The 15636-nt window shown below is 62.3% G+C and carries 16 protein-coding genes; 6 read left to right on the forward strand and 10 right to left on the reverse strand.

Annotated elements, in window-relative coordinates; genetic code table 11:
* Positions 1-30: 30 nt before the first annotated feature.
* The 4 genes from ACZ1G0_RS03260 to ACZ1G0_RS03275 all read right to left on the reverse strand — a co-directional run bounded on the left by ACZ1G0_RS03260 (position 31) and on the right by ACZ1G0_RS03275 (position 2852).
* Positions 31-156, reverse strand: a complete 126-nt coding sequence (locus tag ACZ1G0_RS03260) for a hypothetical protein (RefSeq protein ID WP_472735632.1) — start codon at positions 154-156, stop codon at positions 31-33.
* Between the two features lie 147 nt (positions 157-303).
* Positions 304-702, reverse strand: coding sequence for an 8-oxo-dGTP diphosphatase MutT (mutT, locus tag ACZ1G0_RS03265; protein ID WP_472735633.1), 399 nt, complete (start codon positions 700-702; stop codon positions 304-306).
* Entirely contained in the window at positions 699-2021 is a 1323-nt protein-coding gene (gene argJ / locus ACZ1G0_RS03270; protein WP_472735634.1) for a bifunctional glutamate N-acetyltransferase/amino-acid acetyltransferase ArgJ, read from the reverse strand. Before argJ ends, mutT begins: the two co-directional genes overlap by 4 nt.
* 3 nt (positions 2022-2024) lie before the next feature.
* Positions 2025-2852, reverse strand: coding sequence for a peptidylprolyl isomerase (locus ACZ1G0_RS03275; protein WP_472735635.1), 828 nt, complete (start codon positions 2850-2852; stop codon positions 2025-2027).
* Between the two features lie 189 nt (positions 2853-3041).
* Here ACZ1G0_RS03275 and secA point away from each other — a divergent pair, with 189 nt between their 5' ends.
* Positions 3042-5744 carry a preprotein translocase subunit SecA gene (gene secA / locus ACZ1G0_RS03280; RefSeq protein ID WP_472735636.1) on the forward strand — a complete coding sequence of 901 codons (2703 nt, stop codon included), beginning with the start codon at positions 3042-3044 and terminating at the stop codon, positions 5742-5744.
* An 87-nt stretch (positions 5745-5831) separates the two neighbouring features.
* Positions 5832-6863 carry a hypothetical protein gene (locus ACZ1G0_RS03285; RefSeq protein ID WP_472735637.1) on the forward strand — a complete coding sequence of 344 codons (1032 nt, stop codon included), beginning with the start codon at positions 5832-5834 and terminating at the stop codon, positions 6861-6863.
* On the opposite strand, the gene radC is transcribed toward ACZ1G0_RS03285, so the two are convergent.
* From radC to sfsA, 3 genes are all read right to left on the reverse strand, one after another.
* Complete coding sequence (gene radC / locus ACZ1G0_RS03290; RefSeq protein ID WP_472735638.1) at positions 6860-7594, reverse strand: RadC family protein; 735 nt, start codon at positions 7592-7594, stop codon at positions 6860-6862. The two genes, ACZ1G0_RS03285 and radC, sit on opposite strands and share 4 nt — an antisense overlap.
* 84 nt (positions 7595-7678) lie before the next feature.
* Positions 7679-8488 (reverse strand): type I methionyl aminopeptidase, encoded by an 810-nt coding sequence (gene map / locus ACZ1G0_RS03295; RefSeq protein ID WP_472735639.1) that lies wholly within the window; start codon positions 8486-8488, stop codon positions 7679-7681.
* A gap of 45 nt (positions 8489-8533) precedes the next feature.
* Positions 8534-9256, reverse strand: a complete 723-nt coding sequence (sfsA, locus tag ACZ1G0_RS03300) for a DNA/RNA nuclease SfsA (protein ID WP_472735640.1) — start codon at positions 9254-9256, stop codon at positions 8534-8536.
* Between the two features lie 46 nt (positions 9257-9302).
* Between sfsA and ACZ1G0_RS03305 the strand changes: the two genes are divergently transcribed.
* The 4 genes from ACZ1G0_RS03305 to ACZ1G0_RS03320 are packed head-to-tail and all read left to right on the forward strand — an operon-like array spanning position 9303 to position 12185.
* Complete coding sequence (locus tag ACZ1G0_RS03305; RefSeq protein WP_472735641.1) at positions 9303-10022, forward strand: competence/damage-inducible protein A; 720 nt, start codon at positions 9303-9305, stop codon at positions 10020-10022.
* Positions 10019-10732, forward strand: coding sequence for a GNAT family N-acetyltransferase (locus ACZ1G0_RS03310; protein ID WP_472735642.1), 714 nt, complete (start codon positions 10019-10021; stop codon positions 10730-10732). The genes ACZ1G0_RS03305 and ACZ1G0_RS03310 overlap by 4 nt, the downstream gene beginning before the upstream one ends.
* Positions 10733-10734: 2 nt before the next feature.
* Positions 10735-11298, forward strand: a complete 564-nt coding sequence (locus tag ACZ1G0_RS03315; RefSeq protein WP_472735643.1) for a peroxidase-related enzyme — start codon at positions 10735-10737, stop codon at positions 11296-11298.
* Positions 11295-12185: an OmpA family protein gene (locus ACZ1G0_RS03320; RefSeq protein ID WP_472735644.1), complete on the forward strand. Its 891-nt coding sequence runs from the start codon at positions 11295-11297 to the stop codon at positions 12183-12185. The genes ACZ1G0_RS03315 and ACZ1G0_RS03320 overlap by 4 nt, the downstream gene beginning before the upstream one ends.
* Positions 12186-12203: 18 nt before the next feature.
* Here ACZ1G0_RS03320 and ACZ1G0_RS03325 read toward each other — a convergent pair whose 3' ends face one another.
* The 3 genes from ACZ1G0_RS03325 to ACZ1G0_RS03335 form a co-directional block, all read right to left on the reverse strand.
* On the reverse strand, positions 12204-13109 hold the full coding sequence (locus tag ACZ1G0_RS03325) for a LysR family transcriptional regulator (protein WP_472735645.1): 906 nt from the start codon (positions 13107-13109) through the stop codon (positions 12204-12206).
* 142 nt (positions 13110-13251) lie between these two features.
* On the reverse strand, positions 13252-15270 hold the full coding sequence (locus ACZ1G0_RS03330) for an FAD-dependent oxidoreductase (protein ID WP_472735646.1): 2019 nt from the start codon (positions 15268-15270) through the stop codon (positions 13252-13254).
* 70 nt (positions 15271-15340) lie between these two features.
* Complete coding sequence (locus ACZ1G0_RS03335; RefSeq protein ID WP_472735647.1) at positions 15341-15589, reverse strand: hypothetical protein; 249 nt, start codon at positions 15587-15589, stop codon at positions 15341-15343.
* Positions 15590-15636: the final 47 nt, after the last annotated feature.

Consider the following 15636-nt stretch of genomic DNA (forward strand, 5'->3'; position numbering starts at 1 on the left):
CCGCCTAGGCTGGCTGCGGGGTTGCTGCGGTTATTTGATCGGGTGCCCCGTCACAACCTGACCATCCACCATGACTTGGATCATCTTGTTTGGCAGGTCTTTGACGAATAGGCCCTGAACGGACACAAATTTACTGATCGAGATGGTGCGGATCATGTGCATTCCCCCAAATTGCATGATTCCCTTGACGTAACGTAAGATATCGCCCGACAAAGGCCAATCAGCCCGCACTGTTTTTTTGTGCGCTGCTGCGGAACGATGAACGACGAACGCCTAATTTTTAGTTAATCGACGAATTCCGCTCTATACCCAGTCGCGGATCATGGGGATCAAGGGCAGGTCCGCAGCGGGCATGGGGTAGTCTCGCAGCTCCTTGGCATAGACCCATTTCAGCGACTGCCCCTCGCGCGATTGGGGGGTGCCGTCCCATTTGCGGCAGGCGAACAGGGGCATCAGAAGGTGGAAACTGTCATAGGTGTGGGATGCAAAGGTCAGCGGAGCCAGACAGCTGGACCATGTGTCGATGCCCAACTCCTCTTGCAACTCACGGATCAAGGCGGCCTCGGGGGTTTCGCCTGGTTCGACCTTGCCGCCCGGAAATTCCCACAGGCCCGCCATGGACTTCCCCTCTGGCCGTTGGGCCAGAAGGATGCGGTTGTCGCGGTCAATCAGGCACACGGCCGAGACGAGCACGGTTTTCATGACCGGTAGTCCGCGTTGATTTCGACATAGCGGTATGTCAGATCGCAGGTCCACATAGTGGCCGCGCCCTCGCCCAGACCCAAGTCTACAGACAGGGTGATACGGTCGTTTTTCATGTAAAGCGCGCCTGCCTCTTCGGTGTAGGTCTCGGCCACCCAGCCCTTTTCAGCCACAAGCACATCTCCGAAATGGATGGTGATGCGGTCGCGGTCAGCCTCGGCCCCCGCCTTGCCGATGGCCATGACGATGCGGCCCCAGTTGGGATCCTCGCCCGCGATGGCGGTTTTCACCAGTGGCGAGTTTGCGATGGCGCTGGCCACCTTGCGCGCGTCCGCTGGGCCCGCCGCTCCGGTCACGTCCACGCGCACCAGTTTGGTCGCACCCTCGCCATCCGCGACGACCTGCAGGGCGAGGTCCTGCATCACGTCCCGCAGCCCCGCCTTGAACGCCTGCGCTGCCCCGGTGCGCGTGCTGTCGATCAGGGCGTTGCCGGCGCGACCCGTCGCGGCCAGCATCAGAGTATCCGAGGTGGAGGTGTCGCTGTCCACGGTGATGGCGTTAAAGGTGCCCTCGTTCAGGTCCGACAGCATGGCCTGCAGGGTGTCCTGGGTGATGGCGGCGTCCGTGAAGATGTAGACCAGCATCGTCGCCATGTCGGGCGCGATCATGCCTGACCCTTTGGCGAACCCGGCGATGCGCACGGGCGTACCATCAAGGTCAACGGTGACGGTCGCCCCCTTGGCAAATGTGTCGGTGGTCATGATGGCGTGGGCCGCGGCGGCCATGCCGTCATCGTTCAGCGTCGCTTTGAGGTCGCCAATCCGGGCGGTGATCCGATCATGGGGCAGTGGCTGCCCGATCACACCGGTGGCGGCGGTGAACACCCGCGCCGCTGGCAGGTCCAGCGTTTGGGCCACTTCGGTGCAAATCGCGGCCACAGACCCGTCGCCCGCCGCCCCGGTAAAGGCGTTGGAGTTGCCGGAATTCACGATGATCGCAGCGCCCGCGTCCGCCGGTCCGCCCAGTTTTGCCTGACAGTCGAGTACGTTGGCCGACCGCGTGGCAGACCGGGTAAACACCCCGGCCACCGCCGTGCCCGGCGCGCAGACCGCCAGCATCACGTCATCGCGGCCTTGGTATTTCACACCCGCTGCGACGGAGGCAAAGCGCACCCCGTCGATCACGGGCAGGTCAGGAAAGGCCACAGGGGCCAAAGGCGACACCAGTGGCCCCTTGGGGCCGTCCAGCGCGCGGCGAAGGCGTTTGACCTCCTTCTTCAGCTTTTTGATCTTCTTTGCGGCCTTGTCCTTTTTTGCCATCGGTCAGTCCGCCAACAGGTCCAGTTCGCGGATCAGCGATGGATCAATCTCTACCTCGGCGCGGGTGATTGTGGTGGCCGCGCTCAGCTCTGCGATTTTGGCATCAACAGCGCCTTCGCGCAGACTTTGTTCCAGCTGTGGGCGGACCTCGTCCAGCGCGGGGGCGCCCAACTCGCGGGTCTCGTTCAGCTTGACAACGTGCCAACCGAATTGAGTTTGCACCGGTTCGGACACGGCACCCATGTCCAAGGCGAGGACGGCGGCCTCGAACGGGGGCACCATCATGCCCAGACCGAACCAACCCAAGGACCCGCCATTGGGGCCGGAGGGGCCAGTGGAATGTTCTTGGGCCAATGCGGCAAAGTCCGCTCCGCCCTCAAGTTCTGCGATCAGGGCCAGCGCCTCTTCCTCGGTTTCGACCAGAATATGAGACGCGTTGAACTCAGGCTGCGGCGCTTGGTTGGCGTACTCGGCCTCGTAGGCCTCCAGCACGGCGGCCTCGTCCACGGGGGCGGTGGCGGCTTGGTCGATCAATTGCCCGGCCAGAAAGGCGCGCATTTCGTTTTCAAGCCCGACCTGTTGCAGGGGGGACAGATCCCCACGTGCGCTGGCCGCCAGCACCTCTTGCTGGATCAACTGGTCGAGCATGCCTTGGTACAACACCTCGTCGGGCAGCTGCTGGTACTGTTCGGGCAGGCGCGCGCGCATGGCGATCATGTGGCCCAAGGTGATCTCGGTCTCGCCCACGGTGGCCAGCACAGTGCTGGCGTCTTGCGCATAAGCGGGGGTCATAAGCGTGGCAAATGCCACACCGGCCAGTAACTTTTTCATGAGAATATCCTTTTTCCATGCGCAGGGCGCAGTGTTCCATGGCTGTTACAGGTGGGCGCGTTGACACCCCATAGGCAGCCGCTTATGTGCCAGTGTGTGGGCAGACTTGGCCCCACCGACGGCGATTTGCACCCTAGATATGGGGCGCAGCCCGCCGGGACAAGCGCGCAGATGAGCAAGGGTGATACGATGCTGGGTATGGGAACATTAGCCAAGAAGGTGTTTGGCACGCCAAATGACCGCAAGGTCAAAGCAACCCGCAAGATCGTGGATCAGATCAACGCCCTTGAGCCGGAGTTCCAGGCCCTGTCCGACGCCGAGATCATCGAGCGCACTGAGGCGCTGAAGGCGAGGGCCCAAGGGGGCGAGGATCTGGACGCCCTGCTGCCAGAGGCATTTGCCAACTGCCGCGAAGGTGCGCGCCGTGCCCTTGGTCTGCGCGCCTTTGACGTGCAGTTGATGGGCGGCATCTTTTTGCACCAAGGCAATATCGCCGAAATGAAGACGGGCGAGGGCAAGACCCTCGTCGCCACCTTCCCCGCCTATCTGAACGCGCTGGCGGGCAAGGGGGTGCATTGTGTGACAGTCAACGACTATCTGGCCAAACGCGACAGCGAATGGATGGGGCAGGTGTTTGCGCAACTGGGCATGACCACCGGCGTGGTCTACCCCATGCAGCCCGAGGCAGAGAAGAAGGCGGCCTACGCCTGCGATGTGACATATGCCACCAACAATGAGCTGGGCTTTGACTATCTGCGCGACAACATGAAGGCGTCCAAGGACGACATGGCGCAGCGCGGGCATTTCTTTGCCATCGTCGACGAGGTTGACAGTATCCTGATCGACGAGGCGCGGACGCCCCTTGTGATCTCTGGTCCCAGCTCGGACCGGTCCGAGCTTTATGTGACCATGGACCGGATCATCCCCGAAATTCAGGAACAGCATTTCACGCTGGACGAAAAAACCCGCAACGTGACCTTCACCGACGAAGGCAACGAGTGGCTGGAAGAACGTCTGCTGGCCGCCGGTCTGTTGCCCGAGGGGCAGTCCCTGTACGACCCGGAGTCTACGACGCTGGTCCACCACGTGAACCAGGGCCTGCGGGCTCACAAGTTGTTCCAGAAGGACATCCAGTACATCGTGCGCAACGACGAGGTCGTCCTGATCGACGAATTCACGGGCCGCATGATGGCCGGGCGGCGTCTGGGCGACGGTCTGCACCAGGCCATCGAGGCGAAAGAGGGCGTGACCATCCAACGCGAGAACGTCACGCTGGCCTCTGTCACCTTCCAAAATTACTTCCGCCTGTATGAAAAACTTGGCGGCATGACCGGGACGGCTGCGACTGAAGCCGAGGAATTTGCCTCGATCTACGGTCTGGGCGTCGTCGAAGTGCCCACCAACCGTCCCATCGCGCGGGTGGACGAGCATGACCAGATCTACCGCACATCCGCCGAGAAGTTTGAGGCCGTCGCCAAGACCATCAAAGAGGCCCACGCCACGGGCCAGCCGGTTCTGGTTGGCACGACCTCTATCGAGAAGTCAGAGGCGCTGAGCCAGCTTTTGACCAAGGCTGGGGTCACGCACAACGTCCTGAACGCCCGCCAGCACGAGCAAGAGGCGCAGATCGTCGCTGACGCCGGCAAGCTGGGTGCTGTAACGATCGCCACCAACATGGCCGGTCGCGGGACTGACATCAAACTGGGTGGCAACCTCGAATTCCAGATCATGGAAGCGATTGCCGCCGATCCTGACGCTGATCCTGATGAAATCCGCACCCGGATGGAAGCGGCCCATGACGCAGACGAAAAAGCGGTCAAGGACGCGGGCGGCCTGTTCGTTTTGGCGACCGAACGTCACGAATCCCGCCGGATCGACAACCAGCTGCGGGGCCGGTCTGGCCGTCAGGGCGACCCTGGGCGCTCCGTATTCTTCCTGTCGCTCGAAGACGATCTGATGCGCATCTTCGGGTCGGAGCGTTTGGAGAAAGTGCTCAACACCCTTGGCATGTCCGAGGGAGAGGCGATCACGCATCCGTGGGTGAACAAGTCCCTCGAAAAGGCGCAGGCCAAGGTTGAGGGCCGCAACTTTGACGTGCGCAAGCAGTTGTTGAAGTTTGACGATGTGATGAACGACCAGCGGAAGGTGATCTTCGGCCAACGTCTGGAGATCATGGAAGCCGAGGATATCGGCGAAATTGCAGCCGACATGCGCCAGCAGGTGATCGACGATCTGGTGGATCAATACATGCCCCCGCGCAGCTATGCCGATCAGTGGGACACCGAGGGACTGTATGGGGCCTTGGTTGAAAACCTGAGCCTTGATGTGCCCGTCATGGAATGGGCGGACGAAGACGGTGTTGATGCCGACGTCATGGCCGAGCGTATCTCCGAGGCGGCGGACGCCATGATGGCCGAAAAGGCAGAGGCGTTTGGCCCTGACCAGATGCGGTCCATCGAAAAACAAGTGTTGCTACAAACCATCGACGCCAAATGGCGGGAGCATTTGCTGACGCTGGAACACTTGCGGTCCGTTGTCGGCTTCCGCGGCTATGCCCAGCGGGACCCGTTGAACGAATACAAGACCGAGGCGTTCCAATTGTTCGGCGGTCTTTTGGATAGCTTGCGTGTGGATGTGACCAAGAAGCTGTCGCAAGTCCGCCCGCTGTCCGAGGAAGAGCAGCGCCAGATGATGGAGCAGTTCCGCGCTCAGCAACTGGCGGCACAATCCGCCGTCGACACCGCAAGCGCCAAGGCGGCTGGCGTCGCGCCCGAAGGGGCCAAGGAGGGCTTTGACGAAAACGATCCGGCGACGTGGGGCAACCCCGGCCGCAATGATGCCTGTCCCTGCGGATCTGGCAAAAAGTTTAAACATTGCCACGGGCGGATTTAGGCGACCGCCCCGACGTCTCCATAAAATGACCTTATTTCGGATGTAATCCCGTGGCGAAGTCTTTGGACACAGTCACGAGGGTACGTCATGCACGAGATGTTGGTAAAAGTTGTCATCCCCGCAGGCACGTTGGTTGCTGCAGGGATGGTGGGTATGTTGTTGATGCAGCAATCCCAAGCCCCCGCAAACCTGACCACCGAGTCGCGGACAGCAGCTGATTTCGAAGTGCGCGACTTTGAGGATACCTCTGCGGTTGCCTCTGTCGCGGTCGACCCGGTTGTGCCGGTGCCTCCCGCTGCGACCTTGGGGCCGTTGACCCTTGGTGCGACCTCCGTGACACCCGTGGCCGCCGACGGGGCCGTCGATATGGAAACCGCGCTGGACCCGTCGGTCCCGCTCGATCTGATCGGACCCATGCCGTCAGATCAGGCCGATTGTACTGTTGCCATTGATGCCCGTGCCCGCGCCTTGGCCATGGTCACGATTGATATCCACGCCCCCTGCGCGCCGAACACGCGGCTGGAATTGCGTCATGCGGGACTGCGCATTGCGGCGATGACGAACGACCAGGGGGCTGCGATGTTCAACCTCGCGGCGATGGACCACCCTGCGCGCGCCGGTGTGTTTGCGGGTGAGGACCTGCTGGGCGAAGTGACCGTGGATGTGGAGGATCTTTCTGACCTGCGCCGCGTGTCCCTAATCCAGGCCCCCGGACGTCAAGACGTAGAACTGCACGTGCTGGAAGGCGACGCGGACTACGACAGCGCCGGGCATATCCACGCGGGCAATCCACATACCATTGCACGTGCCCTGTCCGGGAACGGTGGCTTTGTGACTTTCATGGGAGATCTGAACATCCCGGAGCCCCGATTGGCCATGACCTATACCTTCCCGCGCGAGGCGCAGGATGTGGTCGGTCGCCCGGACATTAGTGCCGAAGTGGTTGTGACAGCGGACAATTGTGGCCAAGATCTGCGCGCCTTTGCGGTGCAGAATACCTGGGGCCAAGGGGTGCGCGCCTTGCCCATGGATATCGCCATGCCCGACTGCGATGCGGTGGGCGAGCTGTTGATCCTGCCCGGTATCTTTGACGGGCTGGATGTTGCGTCCAACGGTTAAAGCAGACCTTCGCTGCGGAAACTCAGGTGTCTGGCTTTGCCGATGATCAAATGGTCATGCAGGGTCAGGCCCAGCACATCGCCTGCATCGCGGATTTGGTAGGTCATATCCACGTCTTGCTGGGACGGTGTCGGATCACCGGACGGGTGGTTGTGCACAAGGATCAGGGCGGAGGCGTTGATCTCTAGCGCGCGTTTCACGATCTCGCGCGGGTAGACGGGGACGTGATCAATCGTGCCCTCAGCCTGCGCCTCGTCCGCGATCAGGACGTTTTTGCGGTCGAGAAACAGGACCCGAAACTGCTCAATCTCTTGGTGCGCCATCGCGGTTTTCAGATAGTCCAACAGGGCATCCCAAGACGACAAGATCGGTTGCTGGATTACCTTTGCACGGGCCATGCGGTGGCCCACAGCCTCGATAATCTTCAGTTGTTCCACCACGGATTGACCGACCCCTTTCACCTGCATCAGGCGCGCAGGCGCTGCGGCCATCACGCGGTTGAGATCGCCAAAGGTGGACAGAAGCCGCTTGGCCAAGGGTTTTGTGTCACCCCGAGGCAAGGCGCGGAACAGGATCAGTTCCAGCAATTCATAATCTGGCATGGCTGCTGCCCCGCCCTCCATAAACCTGGCGCGCAGCCGGGATCGGTGGGCAAGCCTATGGTCCGCCTCGGCCTGAGGGGCGGGGGCAGACGCGCTCTGGGGGGAATGGAGTGGAATGGTCCACGTCAAACCCGGGCAGGGGCGCTTCGGCAAAGGAGTGCGGGTCAGCAGTCATGACCCTACTACGCACGATTCAGGTTAACGCTTCGTTACTCAACCATAGGTTGGATGAAATTTTCCCGACGGCGACAGGGTGAAAATTTCGGCCCCCGTCGCGGTCACGCCTATGGAATGTTCAAACTGCGCCGACAGAGACTTGTCGCGGGTCACAGCGGTCCAGTCGTCGGCCAGCACCTTGGTGTCGGGGCGGCCAAGGTTCACCATGGGTTCAATCGTAAAGAACATACCCTCTTCCAGAACGGCGCCCGCACCCGCGCGCCCGTAGTGCAGCACATTCGGCGGAGCGTGGAACACAGTGCCCAGCCCGTGGCCGCAGAAATCGCGCACAACGGACATGCGGTGCGCCTCGACATAGGTCTGGATCGCGTTGCCGATATCGCCAAAGGTGTTGCCGGGTTTGACGGCCTCGATGCCTTTCATCAGGCTGTCATGGGTCACCTGGATCAGGCGTTCCGCCTTGCGCGACAACTTGCCCGCCACATACATCCGCGAGGTGTCGCCGAACCAGCCGTCTACGATCACAGTGACGTCGATGTTCAGGATATCCCCGTCTTTCAACGTCTTTGGGCCGGGGATGCCGTGACACACAACGTGGTTCACGGAAATGCACGACGCGTGTTTGTAACCCTTGTAGCCGATGGTCGCGGACTTGGCCCCGGCGGCGTTCACCTGATCTTCGATGGCCTTGTCCAGCGCCCCGGTCGTGACACCGGGTTGCACCATGGGCGCAATGTCATCGAGGATCTGCGCGGCCAGGCGGCCTGCCGCATGCATGCCCGCGAAATCCGCGTCTTCGTGGATGCGGATGCCATCTTTGGTCAGTCTGCCGCGATAATCGTCCAAGGTGTGTCTCCTTCTGCACGTGCAAAATAGGGTATGCCGCGCGCTTTATCCAGTGGCATGGGCGTGCAACTCGACGGGCAGGGCGGTGCCGATGGTCACACCTTGAGTGTCAATGTGGGTGCCATAGCACAGCATCTCGACCCCTGCGGACCGGGCCAGATCAAAGGCGGCGGCATAGCCGGGGTCCAGATCGGCGGCCAGACGCAGGCGTGCGCAATCGGTGCGCTGGACCAGATACAGCATCACCGCCCGGTGGCCCATAGCCACCACATCCGCCAGATCGCCCAGGTGTTTGGCCCCCCGTGTCGTCACGCTGTCGGGGAATTCAGCCCAGTCATCGGTGCGGCGCAGGTGGACGTTCTTGACCTCGACATAGCAATCGAGAGCACCGTCCTGGGTCAGCAGGAAATCCACGCGGCTGCGGGTGCCATATTTCACCTCGGCCCGGACATGGTGATAATGGGCCAGTTCGGTGATCTGACCCGCGCGCAGCGCTTCGCCCACAACGCGGTTCGGCACGCTGGTATCAATGCCCGCCATGTGCCCACCGGGCAGCTCGGCCAACCGCCAGCCATAATCCAGTTTCTTTTTCGGATCATCATTCGGTTCCACCCAGATCCGAAGGCCCGGATCCTTTAGGCCTAACATCGCACCGGGGTTGGGGCAGTGGGCGCGCGCTTCGGTCCCGTCATCGAACCGAATGTCAGACAGAAACCGGTTGTACCGGCGCAACAGAGTTGCGGGGATCAGGGGTGTGGCAAAGCGCATGGGGTCGCCCTATACCGTCCGTAACAGCCAATCAAGGAGAGCCGCCATGCCCAACCCCACTGCCGCCATGCTGGTCATCGGTGATGAAATCCTGTCTGGCCGCACCCGGGACGCCAACATGCACCATTTGGCGCAAGAGCTGACTAAGGTGGGCATTGGCCTGACCGAAGTGCGGATCGTCTCGGACGAACAGCCCGCGATTGTAGCGGCCCTGAATGCTTTGCGCGCGGGGTATGATCACGTTTTCACTTCTGGCGGGATCGGGCCGACACACGACGATATCACCGCCGATGCAGTGGGGGCGGCCTTTGGCGTGTCGGTTGATGTGCGTGACGATGCGCGGGCGCTGTTACAAGCCCACTACGACCGCCAAGGGACCGAGCTGAACGCGGCCCGCCTGCGCATGGCCCGTATCCCCGAAGGTGCGACCCTGATCGACAACCCGGTGTCAGTGGCGCCGGGGTTCACCTTGGGCAATGTGCACGTGATGGCGGGGGTGCCGTCGGTGTTCCAAGCCATGGTGGCAAGTGTTCTGCCGACCCTCACCGGGGGGCAGCCTCTGTTGTCACAAACCCTGCGCGTGATGCGTGGGGAAGGGGATATCGCAGGCCCGCTGGGTGAACTGGCCGCCGCGTTCCCGAACCTTTCCGTCGGCAGCTATCCGTTCCAAAAGGACGGCGTCTACGGATCGAACGTCGTTGTGCGCGGCACCGATAAGGCAGAGGTGGATGCGGCCATGGTGGCGCTTTCCGACGCCCTGTCATGACACTTGCGGCCTTGTCCAAGGCGTTACAAGCCACTTGGCCTGCGGCGACGGTGACCCCCGTGGGCGGTTGGTTGATCCGCGATGGGGCGGGGGCAGGGCGGCGTGCGTCTGCCGCCACGCCCACTGGCCCATTGACCGAGGACAGCGTGCAACAGGCGGAGGCGGCAATGCGCGCCTTGCCCATGCCCCCTCTGTTTGCGGTGCGGTCCGATCAGCCAGAGTTGGAGGCGCTTCTGTCGGCGCGTGGCTACCGTGACCATGATCATTCCGTTTTCTACACCTGCCCTTTGGATCGTGCTCTGACCCCGCCCCCACCGGTGACGGCCTTTTTGATGTGGCCACCGCTGGCGATCATGGAGGATATCTGGCGCGCCAACGACGTGGACCAACCGCGACTTGACCTGATGCAGCGGGCCACCTGTCCCAAGACCGCGATCTTGGGACGGATCGAGGATCGTGCTGCCGGCGCAGCTTTTGTGGGCGCACAGGATGGCTACGCTTTTCTTCATGCGCTGGTGGTTGCCCCCGATTACCGCCGCGCGGGGCTGGCCCGCCACATGTCCACCCAAGCGATGATCTGGGCCCAAAAGCAGGGCTGTCACACCTTTGCGTTGGCGGTGACCCGCGGAAACGAGGCTGCGCGCGCGCTCTACGCTTCCCTCGGGATGGAACCCGTGGGAGAGTACCATTACCGCAGCCTACCGGAGTGACCATGACCGCACCCACCGCCCTTGACCTGCCCCAAGCCGACCTGCCAGCCGAGACGCAGCGCTATTTCGACATTTGCGTGGAAAAGCTGGGCTTTGTGCCCAACGTCCTACGGGCCTACGCCTTCGACGTGGACAAGCTGAATGCGTTTACGGGCATGTACAACGACCTGATGCTGGGCGCGTCTGACCTGTCCAAGTTGGAGCGGGAGATGATCGCGGTTGTGGTGTCATCCGAGAACAAGTGCTTCTACTGCCTTGTGGCCCACGGGGCCGCCGTGCGCCAACTGTCCGGCGATCCGTCCTTGGGCGAAGCGTTGGTCATGAACTATCGCGTCGCCCCTGTGACCCCCAAGATGCGGGCAGCGCTGGATTTTGCGGTCAAGATGACCAAATCCTCCGCCAGTATCGAGGAACCGGACCGCGGCGCCCTGCGCGACGCAGGTTGGAGTGATCGGGACATCTGGGACATCGCCGCCGTGGCTGGGTTTTTCAACATGACCAACCGTGTGGCCTCTGCCACCGCCATGGTGCCCAACCCCGAATATCACGCCCAAGCGCGCGCGTGATCCGCGCCGCCGCCATATCACTGGCGCTGGCTAGTCCCGTGGCCGCGTTCGAGGTTGCGCTGCCCGGCACTATCACATTGCGTGACATAGTGCCTACGGCGACCCATAGGCTGGCAACCGGGCCCATGCGGGACGGAGTGCTTGAAACCTTGGATCAGGAAGGCCCGCGCACCACGCTGGTGGCCCAAGTGCCTGACGTACAATCAACCCTGACCCTTGCCACCGCCCTGCGGGATCAGTTGCGCGGGCAGGGGTTCGAGATACTGCTGGATTGCGCCACACAGTCCTGTGGCGGGTTTGACTTCCGCTTCGGGATCGAGGTTTTGTCCGCCCCGGACATGTTCGTGAACTTGGGCGATTTCCACTACCTGTCCTTTGTGCGCGACGACGCGGCGGGGTCGGTACTGGTGTCGCAGTCCGGCAACCTTGGCTACATCCAGATGATCCTGATGGGCGGGCCCGCGCCCGTTGCCGTGCCGGTGGTCAAGTCCACATCCTCTATCGCCGTGGCACCCTTGGCGCAGACCCTGTTGGCCGAGGGGCACGCGATATTGGACGATGTGGTGTTTGAAACAGGCTCCGACACGCTGGCGGATCCCAATGCCGCGTCCCTGATTGCGCTGGCGGATTTGCTGGCCACGGACCCGGACATGACGGTGGCACTGGTGGGGCACACCGATGCCGTTGGCGGGTTGGAGGGGAACATGGCCCTGTCCAAACGCCGGGCGGACGCGGTACGGGCAACGCTGATCAACACTTTCGGCACCGCAGCCGAACAGGTCGTGGCCCAAGGCATCGGCTTCCTCGCCCCGCGCGCCACGAACCAATCGGACGAGGGCAGGGCGCAAAACAGACGGGTCGAGGTGGTTGTCACCTCGACCCGCTGAAAGTTTGTTTGCTTAGGCTTACCAGTCGCCTGGACCGCGATCTTTGAACGTCTCGACCAGAAAGTCGATGAAGGCCCGGACCTTGGGTTGAGTGTAGCGCCCGGGGGGATAGACCGCGTAGATGCCTTGGGTCTCTACGGGCAGGTCCTTGATGGCGGGTTCCAGCAGCCCTTCGTTCAGGGCATCTTGGTACAGAAAGCTGGGCAGGTAGGCGATGCCCAGACCGTTGATCGCCGCCGTTAGCAGGGATTGCCCATCGTTGACGGTCAACCAACCGGCGGAACGGATCTGGCGCTTTTCACCCGAGGGCGCAGTCAGCTTCCACACGTTGCCCGCCGCTTGGTTCGAATAATGCAGCAGCTTGTGTTCGTTCAGATCGTCGATCTTTTCTGGCCGGCCGTATTCCTCGAAATACTTGGGGCTGGCGATCATCATCTTGGAGGTTTCGGCCAGCTTGCGGGCTCGCAGGCTGCTGTCCTCCAGCTCGCCAATGCGCACGGCAAGGTCGAACCCTTCTGAAATCAGTTCGACGTAGCGGTTGTTCAGGACCATGTTGACCGTGATGTCCGGGAATTCGTGCAGGAAGGCGCCCAGGTTGGGGCTGAGGTGATTGACACCAAAGTCCGTGGCCACAGACACCCGCAACAGGCCCGAGGGCGCAGACTGCATGGCCGTGACCAATGCGTCCGCCTCGCCTGCATCGTTCAGCACCCGGCGGGCGCGGTCATAGTAGGCAAGGCCGATTTCGGTCGGGCTGACCCGACGCGTCGTGCGGTTCAACAACCGTGCGCCAAGGCGGGTTTCCAGCGACGAGACGTGCTTTGACACAGCGCTCTTTGAGATCCCCATTTTCTTCGCGGCGTCCGTGAACCCACCTTGGTCCACCACCATCGCGAAGGCTTCCATTTCCGTCAGTCGGTCCATGTTCAATCCTCAACAGGTTGTTTCCGTGTTGAGGTCTAATGTGGCGGTGGAATCTGGCACGAATGGGTCACGGGCGCGCCAATACAGCGGACTCTTCAAGGATCGTTAATGGCATGGAAACAAACCCTGCCTTGATTGGAGTCTATAGTAGGCAGGCCAATCGGGTGCCCTGATCAATGGCGCGTTTGGCGTCCAATTCGGCTGCGACGTCGGCCCCGCCGATCACATGGTGCGGAGTGCCCTGTGCGTCCAGCGCATCTGCCAAAGACCGTTCGGGCAGTTGGCCTGCGCACATGACAATCGTATCCGCCTCGATCAAACGGGGCGTGCCGTCCACCGTGATATGCAGGCCATCGGCGTCGATCTTGTCGTAGGTTGCACCGGGGACCATGGCCACGTCTTTCATCTGTAGGCTGGTACGGTGAATCCAGCCAGTGGTCTTGCCCAGACCCTTGCCCAATTTGGTCTTTTTCCGTTGTAACAGAGTGACTTGCCTGGCCGGTGCAGTGGGCTGCGGACCTTCGGGGGCGACGCCGCCCCGGTGATCTGCGGGATCGGTCACGCCCCATTCGTGCCGCCACAGGTCGGGGTGTTCGGTTGGGCTATCGCCTTGGTGAGTCAGATATTCGGCCACGTCAAACCCGATGCCGCCCGCCCCGATGATCGCAACACGCTGGCCCACCTCTGCCTTGCGCGCCAGCACGTCGATATAGCTGACCACGTTCGGACCGGCCTGACCGGGGATTTCGGGATCACGGGGGATGACGCCGGTGGCGATGACCACTTCGTCAAATGTGGCAAGCTCTGTCGCATTTGCCGCCGTATTTAGTCGAATGTCGAGGTTTGCGCGATTGGCCATGGTTTCGAACCAATCGACCAGACCGTGGAATTCTTCCTTGCCGGGAATCACCCGAGCCATGTTCAGCTGCCCCCCGATGCGGTCGGCCTTTTCGAACACGGTAACACTGTGGCCCCGTTCGGCAGCGGTGATCGCAGTGGCCATGCCCGCGGCCCCGGCCCCCACGATGGCGATACGCTTGGGGGTCTGGGTCGGGGTCGGCACGATTTCGGTCTCGTGGCAGGCGCGGGGGTTCACCAGACACGACGACAACTTGCCGCTGAAGGTGTGATCCAGACAGGCTTGGTTGCAGGCAATGCAGGGCGCGATTTCGGCGGCGCGCCCATGGGCCGCTTTTTGAACAAAGGCGGCGTCGGCCAGAAACGGGCGGGCCATGGACACCATGTCGGCGCAGCCCTCGGCCAAGACATCCTCGGCCACCTCGGGCGTGTTGATCCGGTTGGAGGTGATGATCGGGATGTTCACCTCGCCCATCAATTTCTGCGTCACCCAGCTGAACGCGCGCCGGGGGACAGAGGTGGCGATGGTCGGAATGCGCGCCTCGTGCCAGCCGATGCCGGTGTTGATGATCGTGGCCCCCGCCTGTTCCACAGCGCGGGCCAGTTGCAACACCTCGTCCCAAGTGGACCCGCCCGGGATCAGGTCGATCATGGACAGGCGGTACATCAGGATGAAGTCCGGCCCCACGGCGGCGCGCACCCGGGCGACCACCTCGACCGGTAGGCGCATGCGGTTTTCGTAGCTGCCGCCCCAGCGGTCCGTGCGCTTGTTGGTGTGGGTGACAAGAAACTGGTTCAGGAAGTAGCCTTCCGAGCCCATCACCTCGACCCCGTCATAGCCCGCCGCCTGCGCCCGGGTGGCGGCGGTGACGATATCGGTGATCTGTTTCTCGATCCCGTCCTCGTCCAGCTCTTTCGGGGCGAAGGGTGAGATCGGTGATTTGACGGCACTGGGTGCGACACATTCTGGGCTGTAGGCATAGCGGCCCGCGTGCAGGATCTGCATCAGGATCTTGCCGCCAGCGTCGTGCACGGCCTTGGTGACGGTCCCGTGATTGGCGATGTCCTGATCGCTGAACAGGCCAGCGGCCCCCGGAAACACCCCGCCTTCGCGGTTCGGGGCCATGCCGCCGGTCACGATCAGGCCCACCCCGCCGCGCGCCCGTTCGGCGTAGAATTCCGCAACCCGACCCCAGTCCTTGGTTTCTTCCAGCCCCGTGTGCATGGACCCCATCAGCACCCGGTTTTTCAGGGTGGTAAAGCCAAGGTCAAGCGGGGCGAGCAGGTTGGGGTATGCGGTCATGGTATCCTCCGGTTCGCGCTACAGTGGCAGGCGTTGACGTGCGCGTCACGCAGGACGTGGCGTCATGGTCCTAGCGCGCAAACCTGCGGAAGGCGGTTTTCAGCATATCCACTTCGGCGCGCAGAAAATCGACCTCGGCGCGCAAGTCCTCGTGGGTGGACAGGCTGGTGTAGACCGCAATGGCGCTTAGTGTCTCGCCGTCCCCTGTGCGAAAGACGACTGACTGGACCTCGTCCGCCATCAAGTGCGCTGGCAGGGGCAGGGTGACCTGCCACTGGTCGGGTGCGCCGTCAATCGGGCTCACTGTTACGCCGTCCACGGCTTGCCCCTTGTGCACGGCCTCGACCCGGGGGGATCGCCCGCGCC

It is taken from the genome of Thalassobacter sp. HA4-2 (assembly GCF_055693705.1).